The sequence below is a fragment of the Corallococcus terminator genome, assembly GCF_003611635.1.
In the GTDB taxonomy this organism is placed as follows: domain Bacteria; phylum Myxococcota; class Myxococcia; order Myxococcales; family Myxococcaceae; genus Corallococcus; species Corallococcus terminator.
The window spans coordinates 1-22377 of sequence record NZ_RAVZ01000152.1 but is presented as its reverse complement, the minus strand read 5'-3'; the positions used below and the strand labels follow the sequence as shown (position 1 = coordinate 22377).

The window sequence follows — 22377 nt, the reverse complement described above, 5'->3', positions numbered from 1 at the left end:
GGCGGGTAGCAGCCCCTCCCTTCAGCCCGTCCAACCCCCCGGAATCCGGGGGCTTCCCGCCTGGGACTCAGGCGGGCGTGCGTCCCCCGTGTCCTCCGGAAGGAATCTGGCCGGAGGCATGTCAGTGGTGGATGCTATGGGCTGAAGGACCTGTCGGGGCGTGTGTCCTCGCGGGTTGTACCTGGCCCTTGGTGGGCCAGGTCTCGGTAGGGAGGAACCATGGCTGGAGGCGTGAACAAGGTCATTCTCATCGGCAATCTCGGCGCGGACCCCGAGGTGCGCTTCACCCCGGGCGGTCAGGCCGTGGCGAACTTCCGCATCGCCACGAGCGAGAGCTGGAACGACAAGAACGGCCAGAAGCAGGAGCGCACCGAGTGGCACCGCATCGTCGTCTGGGGAAAGCTCGCGGAGCTGTGCGGCGAGTACCTCAAGAAGGGACGGCAGTGCTTCGTCGAGGGTCGGCTTCAGACCCGTGAGTGGATGGATAAGGAGAACAAGAAGAACTACACCACCGAGGTCGTCGCCACCTCCGTGACCTTCCTCGGCGGACGTGACGCCGGCGAGGGCTACAGCGGCGGGGCCAGCTCCGGCGGCTCCGGGGGTGGACGCCGGTCGCAGGGCGGCGGCGCCCCCTCGCGCGGCGGGGACGACTACGGCCAGCCGCCCCCCATGGGCATGGACGACGGCGGCATGGGCGGTGGCAACCACGGCGGCGGCGCGGACGAAGACATCCCGTTCTGACGCCCTGAGCACCACCCCTGAAAAGCGAACCGGCCGCTCCTGGAAGTCAGGGGCGGCCGGTCGTGTTTTCCGGGGGCTCGGTGCTACGTCCGGCTCAACCGCCGACGTCCATGCCCGCGGGGCTGAAGGCCGCGCCGGCGGTGTAGAGGGCGTAGATGCTGCCCCACGCCATGGCCAGCAGGACGAGGAAGAGGATGATGGTGAAGGGCTCCAGGCGGCGCATGGAGCGGTCGCTGGCGACGATGCCCCAGCTCATGGTGAAGGTCTGCAGGCCGTTGGCCAGGTGGTACGCGGTGCCCAGCGTGCCCAGCAGGTAGACCATCAGCGTGGGGCCGTGGTGGTGCATCTCCCGCGCGATGTCCGAGAACGGCTCCGCGTGGCCCTCCAGCAGCCGCGGCTGCAGGAACGCCAGCCAGATGTGGGCGCCCAGGAACGCGAGCACGCCCAGGCCGGCCACGCGCTGCACCAGGTACTTGAGGTTGCCGTAGTTGTTGTACTGGAGGTTGTTGGGCTTGAAGCTGAACATGCGCACCAGCCCCCACGCCGTATGGATGAGCAGGGGCAGCATCACGATGATGAACGTGAACGCCTGGGCGAAGGGGTTCGCGTACTGCGTCACGGACTCCTGCCAGGCCGCCGCGCCGCGGAAGGCGGCGAGGTTGTCCCACAGATGGTTGATGACCCAGATGCTCAGGGGCACCACGGCGAGGAACGAGCCCAGCCGCGACTTCAAAATGGGCGTCCGGTCGGTGATGGCTTCGGCGGTGGCTTGGGTGCTCATCGATTCTCCAGCGCGGGCACGCGGATGGTGGGGTGGAGACCCCCGCGCGCCCAAGTCAGGGCCAGGTGCGACGGCCAGGACGCGGTTTATAGCCGTTCCGTAGCGCTGGCTGGATTTCTTCCGCATCCGGACGTGCCCGGGCGCGCCAGCCGGGGAATACCGACTCATAAGCCCCGCCGATGCCTCCCCCTGGCCCGGCTGCTGGCAGGCGCGCGGGCGTCCTCCCCCCGCCCCTCTTTCGCCGGTGGGCACGGACGGGTGCGGCGCGCTAACAAGCCCCCCTATGCCCGATGAGCTTGTCAGTGGATTGTTGAAGGCGTCGGACCTGCGGCTGATGCTGGCCACCACCAGCGTCCTGTCCCGTCAGGCCCGCGCCGCGCACCAGAGCATGCCGGCCTCCGCCGCCCTCCTGTCCCAGGGCCTCACCGCCGCCGCCCTCATGGGCGCGCTCCGCAAGGGCACGGACTCCCGGGTCAACCTGCAACTGGAGTGCGACGGCCCCCTGCGCGGCCTCTTCGTGGACGGCGACGCGAACGGCGTCGTGCGCGGCTACGTGAAGAACACGCTGGTGGAGTACGTGGGGACGGAGGGCAAGTACCACTGGCGTCCCGTGCTGGGAAACCACGGCTTCCTGTCCGTGCTGCGCGACCAGGGCGGCGGCGAGTACTACCGCTCGTCCGTGGAATTGGAGCACTTCGACCTGGTGGCGGACCTGGAGCGCTACTTCCACCAGTCGGATCAGGTGCCCTCGCACCTGATGATGGTGCAGCTTCCGGGCGTGGTGGACGGCAAGGAGGACCTCCTGGGCACCGTGGTGGGCCTGCTCGTGCAGCCGCTTCCCAACGGGGACAAGGACGCCTTCCACGCGCTGGGCACCCGCCTGCGGGCGCAGTTCCAGACGGCGGTCCAGGCGCACGCGGAGGACGGGGCGACGACGCTCCTGCGCTCGCTGGTGCCGGAGGCGGACCTGGAGGTGATGTCGCGCTATCCCCTGCGCTTCACCTGTTCGTGCAGCCGCGACCGCGTGAAGCTGGCCCTGCTCGCCATGGGCAAGGCGGAGCTCCAGGACCTGCTCGAGAAGGAAGGTCAGGCGGAGGCCACCTGCCAGTTCTGCACGACGCGCTATGTCATCCCGGGCGCGGAGATTGCCCAGATGCTGGCCGAAGGCAGCGTCTGACGCTGGGGGCGGGCCTTCTGTTTTGAAGACAGACATCCTCGCGGCACCGGGGGGGATGTTTCAGCGCTTCACACCCGCCGAGGAAGCAGGCGCGGCGGTTGTGGCGAGGGCGCGGTGCTCGGGATATGACAGGAGCGCACCTCACCCGGAGCTTTCGCCGTGGCCACCAAGCGGGCAGCGCCTGGGCCGAAGTCCCAGGACCAGCGCAACCCTTCCCCGAAGTCTCCCTCGCCGTCCGACGCCCAGAAGCAGGGCGCGGAGCGCATCGTTTCCATTCCCAACGACCTGGTGCTCGCGCCCCAGGTGGAGGCCCCGCGCCAACCCACCGGCCGCGACCAATCCCGCCAGAAGCCCAACGGCGTGGTGGAGCTGTCGTGGGCGGAGTTCGACCGCTCGGTGCAGAAGCTGGCGCGCACCATCCGTCAGGCCTGGGAGCCGCAGGCGGTGGTGGGCGTGGCGCACGGCGGTGTGTACGTGGGCGGTGCGCTCGCGGGGGCGCTCGGCGTCCAGTTCTTCCCCGTGCGCATCAGCCGCCGCAGCCGTGACAAGGCGGACCGGACGAAGAACCGCGCCCTCCAGCCCCAGGTGAGCGAGGAGATGCCCCTGGCCATCAAGGGCCTGCGCGTGCTCATCGTGGACGACATCGCGTCCAGCGGGGACACGCTGGAATTGGCCACGGCGCTCGCGCGCAAGGTGGGCGCGAAGGAAGTGAAGACGGCGTGCCTCGTGGCGCGGCCGGAGGGCTTCACGCCGGACCACGCCGGGATGTCCACCGACTCGCTCTTCGTCTTCCCGTGGGACTACGAGCCCGGCATGGGCGAAGCGCACTTCGACGACGACCCCGACAAGGCCGGAGCCTGAGGCCGCTGGACACCGGAAGGGTGCTGACGCGGCGATGATCATCGGGACGGCGGGCCACATCGACCACGGCAAGACGTCCCTGGTGAAGGCGCTGACCGGCATCGACACGGACCGGCTCCCGGAAGAGAAGCGGCGGGGCATCACGCTGGAGCTGGGCTTCGCGCACCTGTCCCTGCCGGACGGACAGGTGGCCGGCGTGGTGGACGTGCCCGGCCATGAGCGCTTCGTGAAGGCCATGGCCGCGGGCGCCGGCGGCGTGGACCTGGCGGTGCTGGTGGTGGCCGCCGACGAGGGCGTCATGCCCCAGACGCGCGAGCACCTGGACATCTGCCGGCTGCTCGGCGTGAAGGCGGGCGTCGTCGCGCTCACCAAGGCGGACCTGCTGGAGGCGCTGGGCGACGACTGGCGCGCGCTGGTGGAGGCGGACCTCGCTTCTCTCACCACGGGCACCTTCCTGGAAGCAGCGCCCGTGGTGCCGGTGTCCGCGAGGACGGGTGCGGGCCTCACGGACCTGAAGGTGGCGCTCGGCCGCGCGGGGGCCGCGTTGCCGGAGCGTCCCTCGGAGGGCCCCGCGTTCCTTCCGGTGGACCGGGCCTTCAGCATCAAGGGCTTCGGCACGGTGGTGACGGGCACGCTGCTGTCCGGCTCCTTGGCGGTGGACGACGCGGTGTCGCTCCTGCCCTCCGGTTCCGGGGCCCGCCCGGGGCCGCTGCGCGTGCGGGGCGTGCAGGTGCACGGGCAGCCGGTGACGCGCGTGGAGGCAGGGCAGCGCGCGGCGGTGAACGTGACGGGCGTGGAGACGGAGGAGGTGCACCGGGGCATGGTGCTCACGCGCGCGGGCGAGCTGCCGGAGACGTCCATGCTGGACGTGGAGCTGACGCTCTTGCCCGCGGCCGAGTCCCCGCTCCCGAAGCGCCGCAAGCTGCTGTTGCACCTGGGCACCGCGCAGGTGGAGGCCACGGTGGCGCTCCTGGACCTGGACACGCTGTCACCGGGGGAGACGGCGCTCGCGCAACTGCGGCTGGCGTCCCCGGTGGGCGCGCTCGTGGGCCAGCGCTTCATCCTGCGAGGCTCGCGCGCGCTGCCGGGCCGGGGCGCCACGGTGGCCGGAGGGCGCGTGCTGTCCATCACCCCGCCGCGCCGTCGCCGGGGGGCCTCCGGGGTGGTGCGGCCGCTATTGGAAGCGGACGCGGCCGGGCAGGTGGCGTGGCTCTTGCGGCAGGCGGGCTACGCGGGGCTCACGCAGCCGGAGCTGTTCGGCCGCTCGGGACTTTCGCCCAAGGTGCTGGCGCGCACGCTGGAGCTGTTGGGGGCGAAGGGGCAGGTGCTGCTCGTGGACCGCGAGCGGCGGCTCTACGTGTCCCACGATGTGTTCGAAGGCCTGCGCCAGCGCTCGCTCGCGCTGCTGGCCGCGTTCCACGAACGCGAGCCGATGCGCGAGGGCCTGTCGCGCGAGGAGCTCCGCCAGCGGCTCTCCGCGCAACTGGACGCGCGCCTGTTCCAGCGCGTGGTGCAGGCGCTGGTGGACGCGGGGAAGGCGGAGTCGGAGAAGGACGTGGTGCGCCTCCAGGGCCGGGGCCGCACGCTCACCCTGGGGGACGAGGCCGCGCGCACGCGCTTGTCCGCAGAACTGTCCGCGGCGGGGCTTGCCCCTCCCACCGTCACGGAGCTGGCGCTGAAGCTGAAGCTGCCGCCCGCGAAGCTCCAGGAGCTGCTGAAGGTGCTGGTGGCGCAGGGCGTGGGGGTGCGCGTGAGCGAGGAGCTGTGCTTCGACGCGAACGCGCTTGGCGGCCTGCGCGAGCGCCTGGTGACGCACCTGCGGGAGCAGAAGGAAATCACCACCCAGGGCTTCAAGGACCTGGTGGGCCAGAGCCGCAAGTTCATCATTCCCTTGTCGGAGTACTTCGACCGGGAGAAGGTGACGTTGAGGGTGGGTGACAAAAGGGTGCTGCGTCGAGGATGAATCCCAAGGCCTACAGCAAGCAGGAACTGCGCGCCCTGGTGGAGCCTTTCACCAACCCCGTGCTGGTGTTGGATGGGGACGGTCGCGTCCACGTGGCCAACGCCGGGTACGCGCGGCTGCTGGGCCTGGAGCGCGAGCAGGTGGAGGGCCGCTCCTTCCTCGACTTCGTGCAGCCCGAGGAGCGCAGCCGCCTGGCGGATCGCTACCGTCGGCTGGCCTCGGGCTCGCCGCTGGACGGGCGCACGCAGCTCTACGGGGTGACGAACACGCAGGGCCGCACCAACGAGGTGTCCGTGCAGGCCTCGCAGTTGCTGCTGGAGGGCGGCGGCTACGGCCTGCTCCTCAACTGCCTGGTCCAGGCGGAGCGGCCCGTGGAGCTGGCGGTCGCGGAGCGGCTGGTGGACACGTCCGCGGCGCTGGTGTCCGCGCGTTCGGAGGAGGCGGTGCGGCGCGTGGCGCTGGCGGGCCTCGAGGGCGCGGGCTTCCGGGCGCGGCTGTTGCGCTGGGAGGGCACGCGGCTGGTGGTGCGTGACGGGGTGTCCCCGCCGGTGGACGCGCACCTGGCGCTGGAGGCGCTGTCGGACGGGCGGCCGGTGTTTGGCGGCGCGGACCACGCGGAGCCCACGCACGCGTACCTGCCGGTGGGCGGTCCGCAGTCGGAGGTGCTGTGGGTGGCGGGGCCGTGGGTGGCGCCCCGGCACGGCTCGGTGCTGACGCTGTTCGCGAAGGTGGTGGGTGCGGCGCTCGCGGACGCGCACCTCCAGGCGGACGGCGCGCGCAGCCGCTGGGAGGTGGAGGCGGTGGCGGAGATGGCGCGCTTCGTGGCGCAGCCGGTGCCCCCTCCGCCGGAGAGGTTCCTCGCCCGGGTGGCGGACCTGCTCCACGCGCAGGTGGTGGTGCTGCACGTCGCCCCGGAGCCGGGCCAGCCTCCGCGGCTCATCGCGCACGTGGGCTTGGAGGAGGGGAGTCCGGCCGGCGGTGCGGACGCGCCCGTCACCGACGTGCTGCTGGCCGCGTCGCTCCGGACGGACGGGGGCGTGGTGTCCTCGTACGCCCAGAATCGCGCGCTGGCGTCGGTGTCCCAGGGCCGCTTCGGCGCCGGAACGGCGGCCCGGCTCACCCGGGGCGGTGAAGGCGTGGGGGTGGTGCAGGCGCTGCGTCCGAAGGAGAAGCCCTTCGACGAGCGTGACGCGCGGCTGCTGGCCACGCTCGCGGAGCTGCTGGTGACGCTCTTGGAGCAGCGCCGCCTCCGGGCCGAATCCGCGCGCCAGCTCACGGAGACGCGCCTGCTGCTGGACCTGTCGCGCACCACGTCGGGCGTGCTGGAGACGGCGAGCATCCTGGACGTCGCGTCCGACTTCCTCGTGCACCTGTTGGACGTGTCCAACTGCTTCATCCTGCTCTACGACGAGCAGGCCAAGGTGCTCCGGGGCGCGGCCGCGTCCGAGGCGCACCGGGACCTGTTCCGCGCGGTGGTGGTGCCGCTGGACAGCGACGCCCTGGCCGCGCGCGTGGCCCGGGAGCGCAGGCCCATCGCCATCGATGACCTGCGGCAGGGGGGCTCCGCCGCTGGCGCCGCGCTCGTCGAACAACTGGGGGAGAAGGCCCTGCTGGGCCTGCCGCTCACCTCGCGCGAGGAGCTCATCGGCGTGGTGATGGTGGACGACGTGCGCGGCCCGCGCCCCTTCGGCCCGGAGCTCATCGACCTGGCGGAGGCCACATGTGGCCAGCTCGCGCTGTCCATCGCCAACGCGCGCCTGTACGAATCGCTGTGGGCCAGCTACGCGGAGCTGGCCGCCACCCGCGCGGAGATGGTGAAGCGCGAACGGCTGGCGGCCCTGGGTGAGCTGTCCGCCATCGTCGCCCACGAGGTGCGAAACCCCCTGGGCGTCATCTTCAACGCGGTGGCCTCGCTGCGGCGGATCCTCAAGCCGGAAGGGGACGCAGCCATGCTGCTGGACATCGTGGGCGAGGAGAGTGACCGCCTCAACCGGATGGTGGGCGCCCTGCTGGACTACACCCGCCCGCGCAACCCGGTGCTCCAGCACGAGGACCTGCTGCGCGTGCTCCAGGACTCGGTGGAAGCGGCGAAGGCGCAGGGAGGCGCGGAGCGTCCGGTGCGCATCTCCTCGGAGGTGGAGCCCGGCATTCCGCCGGTGCCCATGGACGTGCGGCTCATCCGCCAGGCCATCATCAACGTGGCCGTCAACGCCATCCAGTCCATGCCCCAGGGCGGCCAGGTGCAGGTGAAGGCCCGGCGCGAGGCGCACGCGGGCCGCGAACAGTTGCGCATCGACGTGGTGGACCAGGGGCCGGGCATCCCGGCCGAACTGCTCCACCGCGTCTTCGAACCCTTCTTCACCACCAAGGCGCAGGGCACCGGAATGGGCCTCGCGGTGGTGAAGCGCATCCTGGAGGACCACCGTGGCGAAATCGCCGTGGAGAGCGTGCCGGGACGCGGTACTACGTTCATCTTCCGGTTGCCGCTCACGCAACCCCTGTCCTTTCCATGACCGACGCGACCACGCCAATCCCCCGAGGCCGCATCCTCGTGGTGGACGACCAGCGAAACATGCGCGCCACCACCGCGATGCTCCTGCGCGATGATGGCTACACCGTGTCCGAGGCCGCCACCGGAGAGGAGGCCCTGGGCGTGCTCGCGAAGGGGCAGGTGGACCTGCTGCTCACGGATTTGAAGATGGAGCCCATGGACGGGCTCACGCTGCTCAAGCGCGGGCTGGAGGTGTCCCCGCGCCTGCAGGCCATCATGATGACGGCCTTCGGCTCCATCGAGAGCGCCGTGGAGGCCATGCGCCTGGGGGCGTACGACTACGTCACCAAGCCCTTCAAGGAAGGCGAGCTGCGCTACCGCGTGGAGCGCGCCCTGGAGCGCACCAAGCTCCAGACGGCGGTGGACAACTTCGCCACCGAATTCAACCAGCGCCACAACCTGTCCGCGCTGGTGGGCCGCAGCCAGGCGATGCGGGAGCTCACCACGCGCCTCATGCGCGTCGCGCAGAGCGACGCCACCGTCCTCATCCAGGGCGAGAGCGGCACGGGCAAGGAGCTGGTGGCGCGGGCGCTCCACACGCACAGCCGCCGCAGCGGCCGGCCCTTCGTGCCCGTCAACTGCGCGGCCATCAGCGAGACGCTCCTGGAGAGCGAACTCTTCGGCCACGCCAAGGGCGCCTTCACGGGCGCGGTGAAGACACGCCGCGGCCTCTTCGAGGAGGCGGACGGCGGCACGCTCTTCATCGACGAGGTGACGGAGACGAGCCCCACCTTCCAGTCCAAGCTCCTGCGCACGCTGCAGGACGGCGAGGTGCGCCGCGTGGGCGAGTCCACCGCGATGCGCGTGGACGCGCGCATCGCCGCGGCCACCAACCGCGACATCGAGCTGGAGGTGCGCGAGAAGCGCTTCCGCCAGGACCTCTACTACCGCCTCAACGTGGTGATGCTGCGCGTGCCCCCCCTGCGCGAGCGCCTGGAGGACGTGCCCGCCCTGGCGGAGCACTTCCTGCAACGCTCCAACAACCGCAGCCCCCGGATCCGGCGCCTGTCCGCCACCGCCGTGGAACACCTGATGACGTACGACTTCCCCGGCAACGTGCGCGAGCTGGAGAACCTGGTGGAGCAGGCTGCGGCGCTGGCGGAAGCCGACGAGCTGCTCCCCGAGGACTTCCCGCTGCGCCCCCAGTCCCGAGTGCTGCCGGCGGCCGCCTCGGGCCTGCCGCCCACGGACGCCCGCGCGGGGAGCCCGGAGTCCTCCGGCCCCACGCTGGCGGAGGTGGTGGAGGAAGCCGAGCGCCGCGCCATCGTCCAGTCCCTGGAGCGCCACGGCGTGGACCTGGCCCGCGTGGCCGACGAGCTGGGCGTCTCCTCCACCACGCTGTGGCGGAAGATGAAGCGGCTCAACCTCCGGCCCCCCGCGGGCGCCCCGCGCGAGTAGGCGCAGGTAACCCTTCAGGTGGGTGTCCAGGCCATGTCCCACCACCTTTCCAGGTGGGTTCAGATCCGAAATCGGGCCCGTTCAAGGTTGAAAAAAACAAACCCCCGGATTTGTTCGGGCTTTTCATATCTGAAACCCGATTGCAGCCCTGCAATGCCCGGAGGAGGGGGAAGGAGTGTTGCCCTGTCGTCCAAGTGCTTGAGAAGTCTAGAGTTTCGGCTTCCGAGGCGGCTGGCATGGCACCTGCTAAGGCTTAGGTCCGGGACGCATCGAAGCGAGGCTGAAAGTGGTTCCCCCCCACCCTTTCAGCACTTCCGGTGTGTCACCTTGAGAAGACCCGCGGCCCGACACCCTCACGGGTGCCGGGCCGCCTTCTTTTCCGCTCCACGCCACGCCTCCTGAGTTCTCTGCGCCAGGCACGCCGGTGGGGAAGGTGTCCGCGAGCGCCGCGCCCGTCCGCCCATTTCACTTCTGCAATGCACGGTGGTGCATGACGCCGTGGGCCACGTCCCGTGGATCCGTTGCTGGGTTGCGCCATGCGGCGCGCATGCTGGCGCGCGTCATGCGGATCCGAACCCATCAAGAGGCGGTGGGTGCGCGCGTCGATGCCCGCAACGACAACGCCCGCCGGGCCAGGTGGCCGCGACGGGCGTCGGGTGCTGCGTACCGCTGTCCGTGCGCTACTGACCGAACAGCGTGCCCGCCTGGGCGAGCCAGTCCGTCACGTGGCCGGGGAGGATGCCCAGGAGCACGACGGCGACGGTGGAGATGACCAACGCGGCCTCGGTGCCCCAGTTGCGCTCCAGCGGCTGCGCGCCCTCGGGGACGGGGTGCATGAACATGTAGACGACGACGCGCAGGTAGTAATACGCGCCCGCCGCACTGGAGAGCACCGCGACGATGGTGAGGCCCACGAGGCCCACGTCGATGGCGGCCTGGAAGATGAGCAGCTTGCTCATGAATCCGACCGTGGGGGGGATGCCGCCCAGGGACAGCATGAAGGCCGCCATGGCGAACGCGTAACCCGGCCGGCGCTGCGCGAGGCCCGCGAAGCGCTCCAGGTCCCACGCGGTGCCCTTCTCTTCGTCCTCGCGGCGCTCCAGCGCGGACACCATCGCGAACGCACCGGCGGCGCTGAAGGTATACGCCAGCAGGTAGTACAGGATGCCGCGCAGCGCGTCCGAACGGGCCACGTCCAGCGGCGTCCCACCCGACAGCGACGACGCGGACAGCACGCGGAAGCTCTCGCCCGGCGCCGCGACGAACAGCGCCGCCACGCCCAGCAGCAGGTAGCCCGCGTGCGCGATGGAGGAGTACGCCAGCATGCGCTTCACGTTGCGCTGCGGGATGGCCATCAGGTTGCCGGCCACCATGGTGAGCAGCGCCAGCGTGGCGAACAGCATCAGCGGCAGCTTGGGGTCCATGCCCTTGCCCACCGTGAGGAACACGCGCACCAGGGAGGCGAACGCCGCGGCCTTCACGCCCGCGCTCATCAGCGCCGTCACCGGCGTGGGAGCCCCTTCGTACACGTCCGGCGTCCACATGTGGAACGGCACCGCCGCCACCTTGAACGCGAAGCCCGCCGCGATGAGCACCGCGCCCACGTACACCAGGGCCGGGTTGCCGTGCAGCGCCTGCTGCAGCGGGATGACCATGTCGTTGAGCTTCGTCGTGCCCGTGGCCCCGTACAGCAGCGCGGTGCCGTACAGCAGGATGGCGGACGAGAAGGCGCCCAGGATGAAGTACTTGAAGCCCGCCTCGCTGGGACGCGTGCCGCGGCGCAGGTACGCCGTCAGCGCGTACGTCGCGATGGAGAGGATCTCGATGTTGACGAAGATGGTGATGAACTCCGTCGACATGGCCAGCAGGCTCATGCCCGCGGAGGCGAAGAGCATCAGCGCGTAGAACTCACCGCGCTCCGCGCCTCGCTTGCGCAGGAAGCCCACCGCGCTCAGCGCCGCCAGCCCCAGGCCCACGCTCACCACCAGGGTGAGGAAACTGGAGAAGGGGTCCAACACGCCGAAGCCCAGGAACACCTCCTGGGGCGGCTCGAACATCAGGCCCACGGCCACGGCGCCGCTGGCCGCCGCCGCAACGACGGTGAGCACCGCCTGGTAGCCGCGGGACGCCGTGGCGGAGAGGAACACCTCCGACAGCAGCAGGACGGAGGCCGCCACCACCATGATGATGGCGGGCAGCAGGGGGAGGAAATCCGCCAGGGTGAGGTTTGGCAGGTTCATGGAGTCTTTCGGGGCCTACTCGCGCACGGCGAGCGGCGCGGCGGGAACGGAGGGGCGGGCCGCGGCGGCGGTGGAGGGCAGCGACATCACCTCCACGCGCAACTGGTCGTCCTTCGCCTGGGTGGCACCCGGAGCGCCCACGCTGGCGCGCGCCACGTAGCGCTCCGTGGACGGGGCGATGCGCTCCAGGAAGGGCTGCGGCATCAGACCCATCACCGCCACCAGCACGATGAAGGGCGCCGTGGTGAGCATCTCGCGCAGGTTCATGTCGCGCAGGTGCTGGTTCTCCCGGTGCGTGATGCCGCCGAAGAAGACCTTCTGCACCATCCACAACATGTACGCGGCGCCCAGGATGACGCCCAGGGTGGCGAACGCGCCGAAGCCCAGGGGCAGGGTGCTCTTGAAGGTGCCCATCAGCACCAGGAACTCACCGATGAAGCCGTTGGTGCCCGGCACCGCCACCGACGAGAACGTGATGATGACGAACGCCGCGGTGAACACCGGCATCACCTTCGCGATGCCGCCGTAGTCCGACATGAGCCGGGTGTGGCGGCGCTCGTAGAGGAAGCCGAACAGGAGGAACAGCGCGCCCGTGGAGATGCCGTGGTTCAGCATCTGGTACGCGCTGCCCGTGGCGCCCTCGCTCGTGACGGCCAGGAGGCCCAGCATGCAGTAGCCCAGGTGGCTGACGGACGAGTACGCGATGAGCTTCTTGATGTCCCGCTGCGCCAGGCACATCAGCGCCCCGTACACGATGCCGATGACCGCCAGCACCGCGAGGAACGGCCGCGCGGCCTGCGCCGCCACCGGGAACAGCGGAATCGCGAAGCGCCAGAAGCCGTAGGTGCCCATCTTCAGCATCACGCCGGCCAGGATCATGGAACCCGCCACCGGCGCCTGCACGTGCGCGTCCGGCAACCAGGTGTGCACCGGCCACATCGGGACCTTGATGGCGAACGCCAGCGCGAACGCGGCGAACATCCAGGGCCCGTACGTGTGCAGCGTGGCGGCCAGGCCCGTGAGCGACGCGCATGCGCCCTCCGGACCATTGGTACACGCGGCGAGCTGCTGATTGGCGGCGAGCAGGTTGTTGTAGAGCGTGCCGTAGTCGAACGAACGCACGCCCGGCGCGCCGCTCACGAAGTACACCGCCACGATGGCCACCAGCATCAGCAGCGAGCCGACCAGCGTGTAGAGGAAGAACTTCACCGCCGCCATGCGCCGGTCCTCGGCGCCCCACACACCCACCAGCAGGTACATGGGGATGAGCATGGCTTCGAAGAAGATGTAGAAGAGCAGGACGTCCATCGACGCCAGCGCGCCCAGCATCGTCGTCTGGAGCACCAGCAGCGCCAGATGGAACTCCTTGATGCGGTGGCTGATGTACGTGGTGGAGGCGAGCACCACCAGCGGGCCCAGGAACACCGTCAGGAGCAGCAGGCTCGCCGCGAGGCCGTCCAGGCCCAGGTGGTAGCTCATCCCGAACTGCTGGAACCAGGGGACGCGGTACTCCATCTGGAACTCCGCTCCGGAAGGCTCGAAGCGGAAGTAGGCCCAGACGCCGAACGCCAGGTCCAGCAGCATGCCCACGAACGTGATGGCGCGGACCTGCCCGTGCTCCGTGGAGGGCAGCATCAACACCAGCGCCGCGAACACGAGCGGCAGGTAGATGACGACGTTCAACAGGTGGGTGTCGAAGAAGCTCATGAAAGCACCTGCAGGAGGGCGTAGACCGCGCCGCCCAGGATGGCGAGCGCCATGATGGCGGCGTAGGCCTGCGCGTCACCCGTCTGGAGCCGGCGCAGCCCGAGGCCCACCTTCTCCGTCACGTAGGCGGTGCCGCGCACCAGCACCGTGTCGATGACGAGCGCGTCCACCACGCGGAAGAGGATGAAGGCCACGAACTTCACCGGACGGATGAGGATGAACTCGTACAGCTCATCCACGTAGAACTTGTTGTGGGCCGTGCGGCGCACCGCGCGGGCGAACGCCGGCACCGGCTTGCCCACCTGCGCGGGGAAGAACTTCAGGTAGAGGAACGCCGCCGTCGCGCCGCCGGACAGCGCCACCAGCCACGCGATGAGGTAGTCCACGAAGGCCGGCGTGCTGTGGTCCAGCGCCACCGTCTGGGCCGCGCGGGCGACCGCTTCGGCCGGGCGCAGCACGGGGGAGAGGAAGTTCTCGAACACCGGCTGCATGCCGCCACCGGAGCGGGGCATCAGCGGCAGCGCGTACACCAGCGTCACGACGCTCAGGAACGCGAGCACCACCAGGGGCAGCGTCATGAACCAGGAGCTCTCGTGCGCGTGCGCCACCTTGGCTTCAGGGGAGCGCTTGCCGGTGAACGTCAGCAGGTACACGCGCGACATGTAGAACGCGGTGCACGCGGTGATGAGCAGGCCCATCGCGTAGACGAAGCCGGACACCCAGTGCAGGTCGTGCAGGTGGTTGTGGTGCACGCCGTGGAAGATGGCGTCCTTCGAGAAGAAGCCGGACAGCGGGATGATGCCGGTGATGGCCAGCGTGGAGACGAGGAACGTGGCGTGCGTCCACTTCATCTCCTTGTACAGGCCGCCCAGCTTCTTGATGTCCGTCTCATCCCCGTTGCCGTGCATCACGCTGCCGGCGCCCAGGAAGAGGCAGGCCTTGAAGCACGCGTGCGTCAGCAGGTGCAGCGCGGCCGCCCAGAAGACGCCCATGCCCACGCCCATGAACATGATGCCCAACTGCGACACCGTGGAGTAGGCGAGCACCTTCTTGATGTCGTCCTGCGCGAAGGCGATCAGCGCCGCCAGCAGCGACGTCAGCGCGCCCACGACGGCGATGGTCGCCATGGCGGTGGGGCTGAGCACCAGCAGCGAACTCATGCGGCAGAACAGGTACACGCCGGCCGTGACCATCGTGGCGGCGTGGATGAGGGCGGACACCGGCGTCGGGCCGGCCATCGCGTCCGGCAGCCAGACGTAGAGCGGAAGCTGCGCGCTCTTGCCCGCCGCGCCCAGGAGGAACAGCAGCATGGTGGCGGTCATCACGCCGCCGAAGGTGTAGCCGGCCAGCGGCCCCGCTTCGATGGGCGTGGCGAGCGACACCGCGCCGCCCGTGCCTTCCGGGAGGGCCAGGGCCATCTTCTCCAGGCCCTTGAAGGTGACGGGGCCCTTCTCCAGCAGGCCCTGCGTGTAGCGCGCGCGGGAGCTGCCCGCGGAGTTGTAGTCGCGCGGGTCCGCCTGCTGGCTGAAGGCGTTCACCGTCAGGATGAGCAGGAACGTGGCGATGAGGAACGCGAAGTCACCGATGCGGTTGGTGACGAACGCCTTGCGGCCCGCCCACGCCTTCGCGCTGTCCGTGTACCAGAAGCCGATGAGCAGGTAGCTGGCCATGCCGACGCCCTCCCAGCCCACGAAGAGCAGGACCAGGTTGTCGGCCATCACCAGCGTCAGCATCGCGGCGACGAAGAGGTTCAGGTACGCGAAGAAGCGCCAGTACCCGTCGTCGTGCTCCATGTAGCTGGTGGAGTACAGGTGGATGAGGAAGCCGATGCCGGTGATGACCAGCAGCAGGATGCCGGACAGGTGGTCCACCAGCAGCCCGAAGTTCACGCGGAAGTCGCCCGCCGCGAACCAGGTGCCGTAGTCATACGAGATGGCGTAGCGCACCACGTCGCGCTCCAGGCCGAACGCGTTGGGCATGCTCACCACGCGCCCGCCCGCCGCGTCGCTGGTGGCCCAGAAGGCCATCAGGCTCAGCACGAAGGCGCCCGCGATGGCGGAGCACGCCACCAGGTGCACGTTGGCCCGGCCCAGCCACTTGCCGAACACGCCGCACACGAACGCGCCCAGGAGCGGCAGCAGGATGATCAATCCCAGCGAGGGTGCGAACACCTCGGGGGGGATGGGTGCCGTTCTGAAGAATTCGACGATTCCGTCCATGGATGGGCTCAGGGAGTGACGGGATTCAGTGCTTCATCGTCCGGATGTCGTCCACGTTCACGGAGCCGCGACTGCGGAAGACCGCGATGACGATGGCCAGACCGATGGCCGCTTCCGCGGCCGCCACGGCGATGACGAAGAAGGCGGACACGTGCCCGATGCCGTCGCCGTGCATCCGCGCGAACGCCAGGAACGTGAGGTTGACCGCGTTGAGCATCAGCTCCACGCACATGAAGACGACCAGCGCGTTGGTGCGCACCAGCACGCCGAACATGCCCATGCAGAAGAGCGCGGCGGCCAGCAGGAGGTAGTAGGTGATGGGAACCATGTGCGGAAGCTCTTGGCTTTCAGGCGGACGGCTCTAAGAGCCCGCCCGCGCCATCTAGCAGAAGTTGTCCGAAGGCGGGGATCAGATCCGGGACTTGGCCACCACCACCGCGCCCACCATCGCCACCAGGAGCAGCAGGCTGACGGCTTCGAACGGGAGCAGCCAGGCGGTGAAGATGGACTGGCCGACGGAGGCCATGGTGCCGAACGTCGCCTGGGCCTGGGGGCCCAGGTTGGCCGGGATGGCGTTCGTGCGGCCGAGCGTCACCGCCAGCACGGCCAGCAGGCCGAACGCGGAGGCCCCGCCCAGGATGCGCGTCACCGTGGGGCGGCCGCGGTGGGCCGCGTCCCCCAGGTTCAGCAGCATGATGACGAACAGGAAGAGCACCATGATGGCGCCCGCGTAGACGAGCACCTGCATGACGGCCACCGTGTGCGCCCACAGGAGCACATAGATGCCGGCCAGGAAGAAGAACGTCGACACCAGGGACATGGCGGAGTTGATGGGGCTCCGCGCGGTGATGACGAGCCCCGCCGACACCAGCGTCATGACGGCGAAAACGCCGAAGAGAACCAACTCAGTGTTCAAGACCAGTCTCCGTAGGAACCCCAGGGGTGCTCACCGAACGGGCAACGCTTCTCCCGCAGGTGCGCCTCGAACTCGTCCCGGAACCGCATGAGGAAGGAGTGCGTGGGCAGCGCCGCCGCGTCGCCCAGCGCGCAGATGGTGTTGCCCAGGCCAATGGGCGGGTAGGGCGCGATGGAGGAGGCCACGTTCGACAGCATGTCGATGTCGCCCGGCTCTCCCCGGCCTTCTTCAATCTTGCGCAACAGGCGCGTCTGCCAGGGCGTGCCCTCGCGGCACGGCGTGCACTGGCCGCAGGACTCTTCCGCGTAGAAGCGGGCCACGCGCCACAGGCTGCGCACCATGCAGGTGGCGTCGTCCATCACGATGACGCCGCCGGAGCCGGCCATCGTCTGCTTCATCTTCAGCGCTTCGAACTCCAGCGCCACGTCCAGCTCGTCCGCGCCCAGCACCGGCGCGGAGGACCCGCCCGGGATGACCGCCTTCACCTTGCGGCCCTTGGGCATGCCCTGGCCGTACTGGTCGTCGTGGATCAGCTCCAGGATGGTGGTGTGCATCCCCACCTCGTAGACGCCCGGGCGGTTCACCGAACCGGACAGGCACACCAGGTGCGTGCCGCCCGACTTGTCCGTGCCCAGCTTGGCGTACCACTCCGCGCCCTTGGCGAGGATGGGGGGCACGCTGGCGAGCGTCTCCACGTTGTTCACCACGGTAGGGCTGCCGAACAGGCCCACCACGGCGGGGAAGGGCGGCTTCAGGCGCGGCCAGCCCTTCTTGCCCTCCAGGCTCTCCAGGAGCGCCGTCTCTTCACCGCAGATGTACGCGCCCGCGCCGCGGACCACGTAGCAGTCCAGCTGGAAGTCCTTGCCCAGCATGGACTTGCCGAAGATGCCGGCCTTGTAGGCCTCGTCGATGGCCGCCTGGGTGCGCTCCGCCTGGAACTTGAACTCGCCGCGCAGGTACACGTAGCAGGTGTGCACGCCCAGCGCGTACGACGCGATGGCGATGCCCTCCAGCATCATGTGCGGGTCGTTCTCCAGGATGTAGCGGTCCTTGAAGGTGCCCGGCTCGGACTCGTCGCCGTTCACGGCGAGGTACTTGGGCTTGGGGCTGTCCTTGGGGACGAAGCTCCACTTCATGCCCGTGGGGAAGCCGGCGCCGCCGCGGCCGCGGAGGTTGGACTTCTTCACCTCGTCGATGATGGCCTGGGGCTCCATCGTGAGCGCCCGCTTGAGCCCGTCGTAGCCACCGCGCGAACGGTAGCTGTCCAGGGTCCAGGACTGGGGCTTGCCCCAGGCCGCCGAGATGACGGGTTCAACCGCCTTTGCCGTAGAGGCCATGGATGGATGTCCTAGGAAAGCGAGGGGGAGGAGGGGCGACTCACGACAGCCGGGCCAGGATGGCGTCCAGCTTGGCCTGGGTCAGGCTCTCGTGGTGGTCCTCGTTGATCTGCAGGCAGGGCGCCGTTCCGCAGGACGCCAGGCACTCGGTCTCGCGCAGGGTGAACTTGTCGTTCGTCTCCCCCGCCGTCATGCCCAGCTTCTGCTCCAGGTAGGCGAGCATCTTCTCCGCCCCCCACAGCGAACAGGACAGGTTCGTGCAGACGTCGATGACGTACTTGCCCGGTTTCTTCAGGTGGTACATCACGTAGAAGCTGGCGACCTCGTAGGCGCGCTCCGGCGTGACTTCCAGATTCTTCGCCACCAACCGCAGGCCTTCGGGCGGCAACCAGCCCTTGAGGTCCTGAAGAAGGCGAAGCGCGGGCAACATCCCGGCGCTTTTGCGATCAGAGGGGTAGTGCGAGAGGATTTCCGCGATCCCCGCGTCGAACTTCTTCTGCTCTTCAGGAGTGAACAGGGGCTCCGCCATGGCGGGCCGTACGTATTGCCGCAATGGCTTCGTTGTCAACATAAACCCTCGGCGGTAGACTGGACCGCCATCAGCAAATTTCCGAGCGATTTCAACCCCTTGTTATGAGCCCGGACCCTGCGGACCAGCGGCAGCACCCCCGTATCCCCACCGTCCTCCGGGTGGACTACCCGCATGGGCGTCCGCTCCGGGACGTGACGGAGAACCTGTCCGCCGGGGGTTTCTTCGTCCAGACCGAGCAGCTCTTCGTCGTGGGCGACGAGCTTCGGCTTGCACTTTCTTTCCCGGGACTGCTGGATCCGGTAGAAGTCGGCGGCACCGTGGCCTGGGTGCGGCTGGCGGCCCCGGATCAGCCCGGGGGTGTCGGCATCCGTGTGGAGAGCGAGCAGGATCGGCGGCGACTGGGTGACATCTTGAGTGCGGCGGGACCTGACGACAGCGCGACGAACCCTTCCGAACAGGACGGGTACCGCGTGCTCATCGTCGAGGACAACCCCCACATCATCGAGATGTACAGCTACGTGCTGAAGAAGCTCGCGAGCAACGATCTGCACGGCAAGGTCCCGCTGGAGGTCCACTTCGCGCCGGACGGGCACCACGCCCTCTTGCGGCTGCGCGAGGACCGCTTCAGCCTGGTGATGCTGGACCTGTACATGCCGGTGATGGACGGGTTCGCGCTGGTGGAGCGCATCCGCGAGGAAGAGGCGCTCAAGTCGATTCCTGTCATCGCCATCTCCGCGGGCGGCAAGGAAGCCCAGGATCGCGCGATGCAACTGGGGGTCGATATCTACCTGCGCAAGCCGGTGCGGTTCGTGGAAGTGCTGGAGACGGTGAAGCAGTTGCTTCGCATCCAGTAGGTGCGGGTGGAACCCGTCGTGCGGGTTCCTCGCTCCAAATATTGAAGCTTCGGGGTAGGGCCGCGTAGAGTCCGCGCACCCATGACGAAGCCCGCAATCCATCGTGACACCGTCAGTGGCGAGGCGCTGCTCATCCTGCAGAATCTGCGGGAGAACGGCCGCCTGGGACGCTCGAACAAGCTGGCCGACGTGAAGGCCGCCCTCGAACCGTCCGTCTCGCTGGAGTTCGACAACTACTTCTTCTTCCTGCGCAAGTTCCACTACATCGCCATGGACCGCGAGGCCCAGCTCAAGCTCACCGAGCAGGGCGAGAAGGTGGTGGGCGGGGACCTGGCGGACCGCTTCGCCCTGGAGGTCGACGAGTTCTTCGCCGATCAGCTCACGGCGGAGGAGCCGACGCACATCGGGCGCCTGGAGGAGGACGAGCCGATGAACGTCCCGCCGCCGCCGCCGGAGCTGCTGCTCGACGAGGCGGAGGTGGACGGAGGCGCCGGCGCTTCCCAGGCCTCGCAGATGGGCCCGCCGCCCGTGCCGCAGAACCGCACCCACCGGGTGGCGATGCCGGCGCTGGAGCTGGGCTCGGCCGCGCCCCTGGTCTCCTCGCCTCCCATCCAGACGCCGCAGCCGTCGCCCTGGCAGGACGTGCCGGAGCCCCGGCGGGAGACCCTCATCGGGCTGCCGCCGTCGCCGCCGCGGTGGCGAAGGGCTCCAGCGACCTGGACCTGCGCTACCAGAAGTTCGACCCCATCGGCACGGGCCCGCTGGGCACGGTCTTCAAGGGTCGCTACAACGCCCTGGGCCTGGACATCTGCATCAAGGAGCTGAAGGACATCTTCGGCTACTTCTCCTTCCTCCAGCGCGGTGAGGTCCTCAAGCGCCTGAAGAAGGAGCTGTGCGCGCAGGCGCAGGTGCGCCACCCGGGCGTGGTGCAGATCGTCGACCAGAACGTGGAGTCCACCCGGCCGTACTTCGTGGTGGAGCTGATGCGCGGCAGCCTGAAGGAGAAGCTGGAGTCCAGCGGCGGCAAGGGCATCGACGTGCCGCACGCGCTGCGCACGTTCCTGCAACTGGCCTATGGCCTCCGGGCGGCGCACGCCGCGGGCCTCACGCACCACAACCTCAAGCCGGAGAACGTCCTCTTCGACGCGTACGGCAACGCGAAGCTCGCCGACTTCGGCATGAGCCGCGTGGTGGAGGTGGACGCCACCAAGGGCATGCCCCAGGTGTTCATGGGCATGGGCGGCATGGTGTACATGGCGCCGGAGCTGATGAACCGGGCTGGCAAGGAGCCGGGCCCGTCCGCGGACGTGTACGGCCTGGGCATCCTGCTCTACGAGATGTTCACCGGGCAGATTCCCGGCCGCCGCTCGCCCCTGCCCTCGGAGGTGAACCCGGAGGCGCCCAGCGGCCTGGATCAGCTCTTCGACAAGGCCACCCAGGACAAGCGCGAGCAGCGCTACCCGGACGTGGATGCGATGCTGGAGGACTTCTACAAGGCCTTCCCGGACGGCGAGTACCTGGAGCGCGGCTCGCTCATCGTGTCCTCCGACACGCAGCAGGACTGAGCTGAAGGGCAGGCGGGCCTCCACGCGAGGCTCGCCCGTCCCCGGGCGGACTGTCAGACTGCGGCGCGCCCATGACCGCGCGCCCCTCCGACACCGTCCTCCTCACCGTCACCGGAAGGGACGGCCCCGACACCACCTCCCGCCTCACCGGACTCCTCGCGGATGCAGGCGCGGAGCTGCTCGATGTGGAGCAGGTGGTGGTGCAGGGCCTGCTCACCCTGGCCCTGCTGGTGCGCCCCTCCGCCAGTTCCCCCGAGGGACAAGACCCGTGGCAGGCGCTGCTCCTCGCGGCGCGCGAGCTGGGCGTCACGGTGGATGTCCGCGCGGTGGCGCCCGTCGCCCCGCCCGTGGGCCCTGAACCGCTGCGCTACGTCGTCACCGCCGTGGGCAAGACGCTGGGCGCGCGCGAGGTGCACGCGCTGACGGCGCGGCTGGCGGAGCAGGGGGCGCGCGTGGAGCGCATCACCCGCCTGAGTGAGACGCCGCTGGGGTCGGTGGAGCTGCACGTCACGCTGGCGCCGGACGCGGACCCGTCCTCGCTCAAGCGCGCGTTGCTGGCGCTGTCCATGGAGAGCCCCACGTTCGACGTGGCCCTCCAGCGGGAGAGCCTCTACCGGCGCGGCAAGCGGATGGTGGTGATGGACATGGACTCCACGCTCATCCGCATCGAGGTCATCGACGAGCTGGCGCGGGCGCACGGCGTCCACGCGAAGGTGGCCGCCATCACCGAGCGCGCGATGCACGGGGAGATGGACTACGACGAATCCCTGCGCCAGCGTGTGGCGTTGCTCGCCGGGCTGGACGTCCAGGTGCTGCGCGAGCTGGCGGCGAACCTGCCGCTCACCGAAGGCGCGGAGACGTTGATCCGCGTGCTCAAGAGACTGGGCTACCGCACCGCGGTCATCAGCGGTGGCTTCTCCGTGGCGGCCGAAGCGCTCCAGGCGCGCCTGGGCATCGACTTCGCGTACTCCAACATGCTGGAGGCGCAGGACGGGAAGCTGACTGGCCGCACCGTGGGCACCATCGTCAACGCGCGCCGCAAGGCGGAGCTGCTGGAGACGCTCGCGAAGCAGGAGGGCATCCTGCTGGAGCAGGTCATCGCGGTGGGCGATGGGGCCAACGATTTGCTGATGCTGGAGAAGGCGGGCCTGGGCATCGCCTTCCGCGCCAAGCCCAAGCTGCGCGAGGCCGCCGACACGTCCATCTCCGCCGGCGGGCTGGACACCATCCTGTACCTGCTGGGCCTCACCGCGCGCGAGCTGCGCGAGGTGACGTAGCGCCTTCACTACAGGCGCATGCGCGCGGCCAGTTCGCGCTGCTGCACCTGGCCCTTCTCGAAGACGAGCTCCAGGAGCGCACGGAGGATCTTCGAGCTCTTCTCCTGGTTCTGCTGCACCGTCTGAAGGCGCTGCAGGTCCGCCTCCGTCCACTCGGAGGTGGGCGAGCCGCCCGCGAGAATCTCATCCAGGATGTCGGAGGCGCTGGAGCCCGCGGCCGCGGCGGCGGGCGGCGCGGCCCTCTCCGCAGAGCGGGGC

General features: G+C 69.5%; 18 protein-coding genes and 1 pseudogene. 10 read left to right on the top strand and 9 right to left on the bottom strand.

What is annotated here, in order from left to right; translation table 11 throughout:
- Positions 1 to 219: 219 nt before the first annotated feature.
- Entirely contained in the window at positions 220 to 741 is a 522-nt protein-coding gene (locus D7V88_RS21640; RefSeq protein ID WP_120542552.1) for a single-stranded DNA-binding protein, read from the top strand.
- Between the two features lie 94 nt (positions 742 to 835).
- Here the strand turns inward: D7V88_RS21640 and D7V88_RS21635 are convergent, their stop codons facing one another.
- The gene (locus D7V88_RS21635) at positions 836 to 1522 is read right to left on the bottom strand and encodes a succinate dehydrogenase/fumarate reductase transmembrane subunit (RefSeq protein WP_120542551.1); all 687 of its coding nucleotides are present in this window, start codon (positions 1520 to 1522) and stop codon (positions 836 to 838) included.
- Between the two features lie 283 nt (positions 1523 to 1805).
- Between D7V88_RS21635 and D7V88_RS21630 the strand changes: the two genes are divergently transcribed.
- The 5 genes from D7V88_RS21630 (at position 1806) to D7V88_RS21610 (ending at position 9472) form a co-directional block, all read left to right on the top strand.
- Positions 1806 to 2699: an Hsp33 family molecular chaperone HslO gene (locus D7V88_RS21630; protein WP_120542550.1), complete on the top strand. Its 894-nt coding sequence runs from the start codon at positions 1806 to 1808 to the stop codon at positions 2697 to 2699.
- A gap of 159 nt (positions 2700 to 2858) precedes the next feature.
- A complete protein-coding gene (locus D7V88_RS21625; protein ID WP_120542549.1) occupies positions 2859 to 3560 on the top strand; it encodes a phosphoribosyltransferase in 702 nt (233 codons plus the stop codon).
- A 34-nt stretch (positions 3561 to 3594) separates the two neighbouring features.
- Positions 3595 to 5523, top strand: coding sequence for a selenocysteine-specific translation elongation factor (selB, locus tag D7V88_RS21620; RefSeq protein ID WP_120542548.1), 1929 nt, complete (start codon positions 3595 to 3597; stop codon positions 5521 to 5523).
- Positions 5520 to 8036 carry an ATP-binding protein gene (locus tag D7V88_RS21615; protein WP_120542547.1) on the top strand — a complete coding sequence of 839 codons (2517 nt, stop codon included), beginning with the start codon at positions 5520 to 5522 and terminating at the stop codon, positions 8034 to 8036. The genes selB and D7V88_RS21615 overlap by 4 nt, the downstream gene beginning before the upstream one ends.
- Positions 8033 to 9472 carry a sigma-54-dependent transcriptional regulator gene (locus D7V88_RS21610; RefSeq protein WP_120542546.1) on the top strand — a complete coding sequence of 480 codons (1440 nt, stop codon included), beginning with the start codon at positions 8033 to 8035 and terminating at the stop codon, positions 9470 to 9472. The genes D7V88_RS21615 and D7V88_RS21610 overlap by 4 nt, the downstream gene beginning before the upstream one ends.
- A 680-nt stretch (positions 9473 to 10152) precedes the next feature.
- Here the strand turns inward: D7V88_RS21610 and D7V88_RS21605 are convergent.
- The 7 genes from D7V88_RS21605 to D7V88_RS21575 form a co-directional block, all read right to left on the bottom strand.
- On the bottom strand, positions 10153 to 11712 hold the full coding sequence (locus D7V88_RS21605; protein ID WP_120542545.1) for an NADH-quinone oxidoreductase subunit N: 1560 nt from the start codon (positions 11710 to 11712) through the stop codon (positions 10153 to 10155).
- 15 nt (positions 11713 to 11727) lie between these two features.
- The gene (locus tag D7V88_RS21600) at positions 11728 to 13419 is read right to left on the bottom strand and encodes a complex I subunit 4 family protein (RefSeq protein WP_120542544.1); all 1692 of its coding nucleotides are present in this window, start codon (positions 13417 to 13419) and stop codon (positions 11728 to 11730) included.
- Complete coding sequence (gene nuoL / locus D7V88_RS21595; protein ID WP_120542543.1) at positions 13416 to 15638, bottom strand: NADH-quinone oxidoreductase subunit L; 2223 nt, start codon at positions 15636 to 15638, stop codon at positions 13416 to 13418. The genes D7V88_RS21600 and nuoL overlap by 4 nt, the downstream gene beginning before the upstream one ends.
- Before the next feature lie 25 nt (positions 15639 to 15663).
- Positions 15664 to 15966, bottom strand: a complete 303-nt coding sequence (gene nuoK, locus D7V88_RS21590; RefSeq protein ID WP_120535510.1) for an NADH-quinone oxidoreductase subunit NuoK — start codon at positions 15964 to 15966, stop codon at positions 15664 to 15666.
- An 81-nt stretch (positions 15967 to 16047) separates the two neighbouring features.
- The gene (locus D7V88_RS21585; protein ID WP_120542542.1) at positions 16048 to 16554 is read right to left on the bottom strand and encodes an NADH-quinone oxidoreductase subunit J family protein; all 507 of its coding nucleotides are present in this window, start codon (positions 16552 to 16554) and stop codon (positions 16048 to 16050) included.
- Positions 16551 to 17891: an NADH-quinone oxidoreductase subunit NuoF gene (nuoF, locus tag D7V88_RS21580; RefSeq protein ID WP_120542541.1), complete on the bottom strand. Its 1341-nt coding sequence runs from the start codon at positions 17889 to 17891 to the stop codon at positions 16551 to 16553. Before nuoF ends, D7V88_RS21585 begins: the two co-directional genes overlap by 4 nt.
- 40 nt (positions 17892 to 17931) lie before the next feature.
- Complete coding sequence (locus D7V88_RS21575; RefSeq protein ID WP_120535507.1) at positions 17932 to 18420, bottom strand: NADH-quinone oxidoreductase subunit NuoE family protein; 489 nt, start codon at positions 18418 to 18420, stop codon at positions 17932 to 17934.
- A gap of 104 nt (positions 18421 to 18524) precedes the next feature.
- Between D7V88_RS21575 and D7V88_RS21570 the strand changes: the two genes are divergently transcribed.
- The 4 genes from D7V88_RS21570 to serB all read left to right on the top strand — a co-directional run bounded on the left by D7V88_RS21570 (position 18525) and on the right by serB (position 22119).
- On the top strand, positions 18525 to 19277 hold the full coding sequence (locus D7V88_RS21570; protein ID WP_120535506.1) for a TIGR02266 family protein: 753 nt from the start codon (positions 18525 to 18527) through the stop codon (positions 19275 to 19277).
- A gap of 81 nt (positions 19278 to 19358) precedes the next feature.
- The gene (locus tag D7V88_RS44560) at positions 19359 to 20102 is read left to right on the top strand and encodes a hypothetical protein (RefSeq protein ID WP_244238298.1); all 744 of its coding nucleotides are present in this window, start codon (positions 19359 to 19361) and stop codon (positions 20100 to 20102) included.
- Entirely contained in the window at positions 19994 to 20842 is an 849-nt protein-coding gene (locus D7V88_RS44555; RefSeq protein WP_244238299.1) for a serine/threonine protein kinase, read from the top strand. The genes D7V88_RS44560 and D7V88_RS44555 overlap by 109 nt, the downstream gene beginning before the upstream one ends.
- 71 nt (positions 20843 to 20913) lie before the next feature.
- Entirely contained in the window at positions 20914 to 22119 is a 1206-nt protein-coding gene (serB, locus tag D7V88_RS21560) for a phosphoserine phosphatase SerB (protein WP_120542540.1), read from the top strand.
- 8 nt (positions 22120 to 22127) lie between these two features.
- Here the strand turns inward: serB and D7V88_RS21555 are convergent.
- A pseudogene (locus D7V88_RS21555) lies at positions 22128 to 22377 on the bottom strand (GspE/PulE/PilB domain-containing protein); the annotation flags it as partial.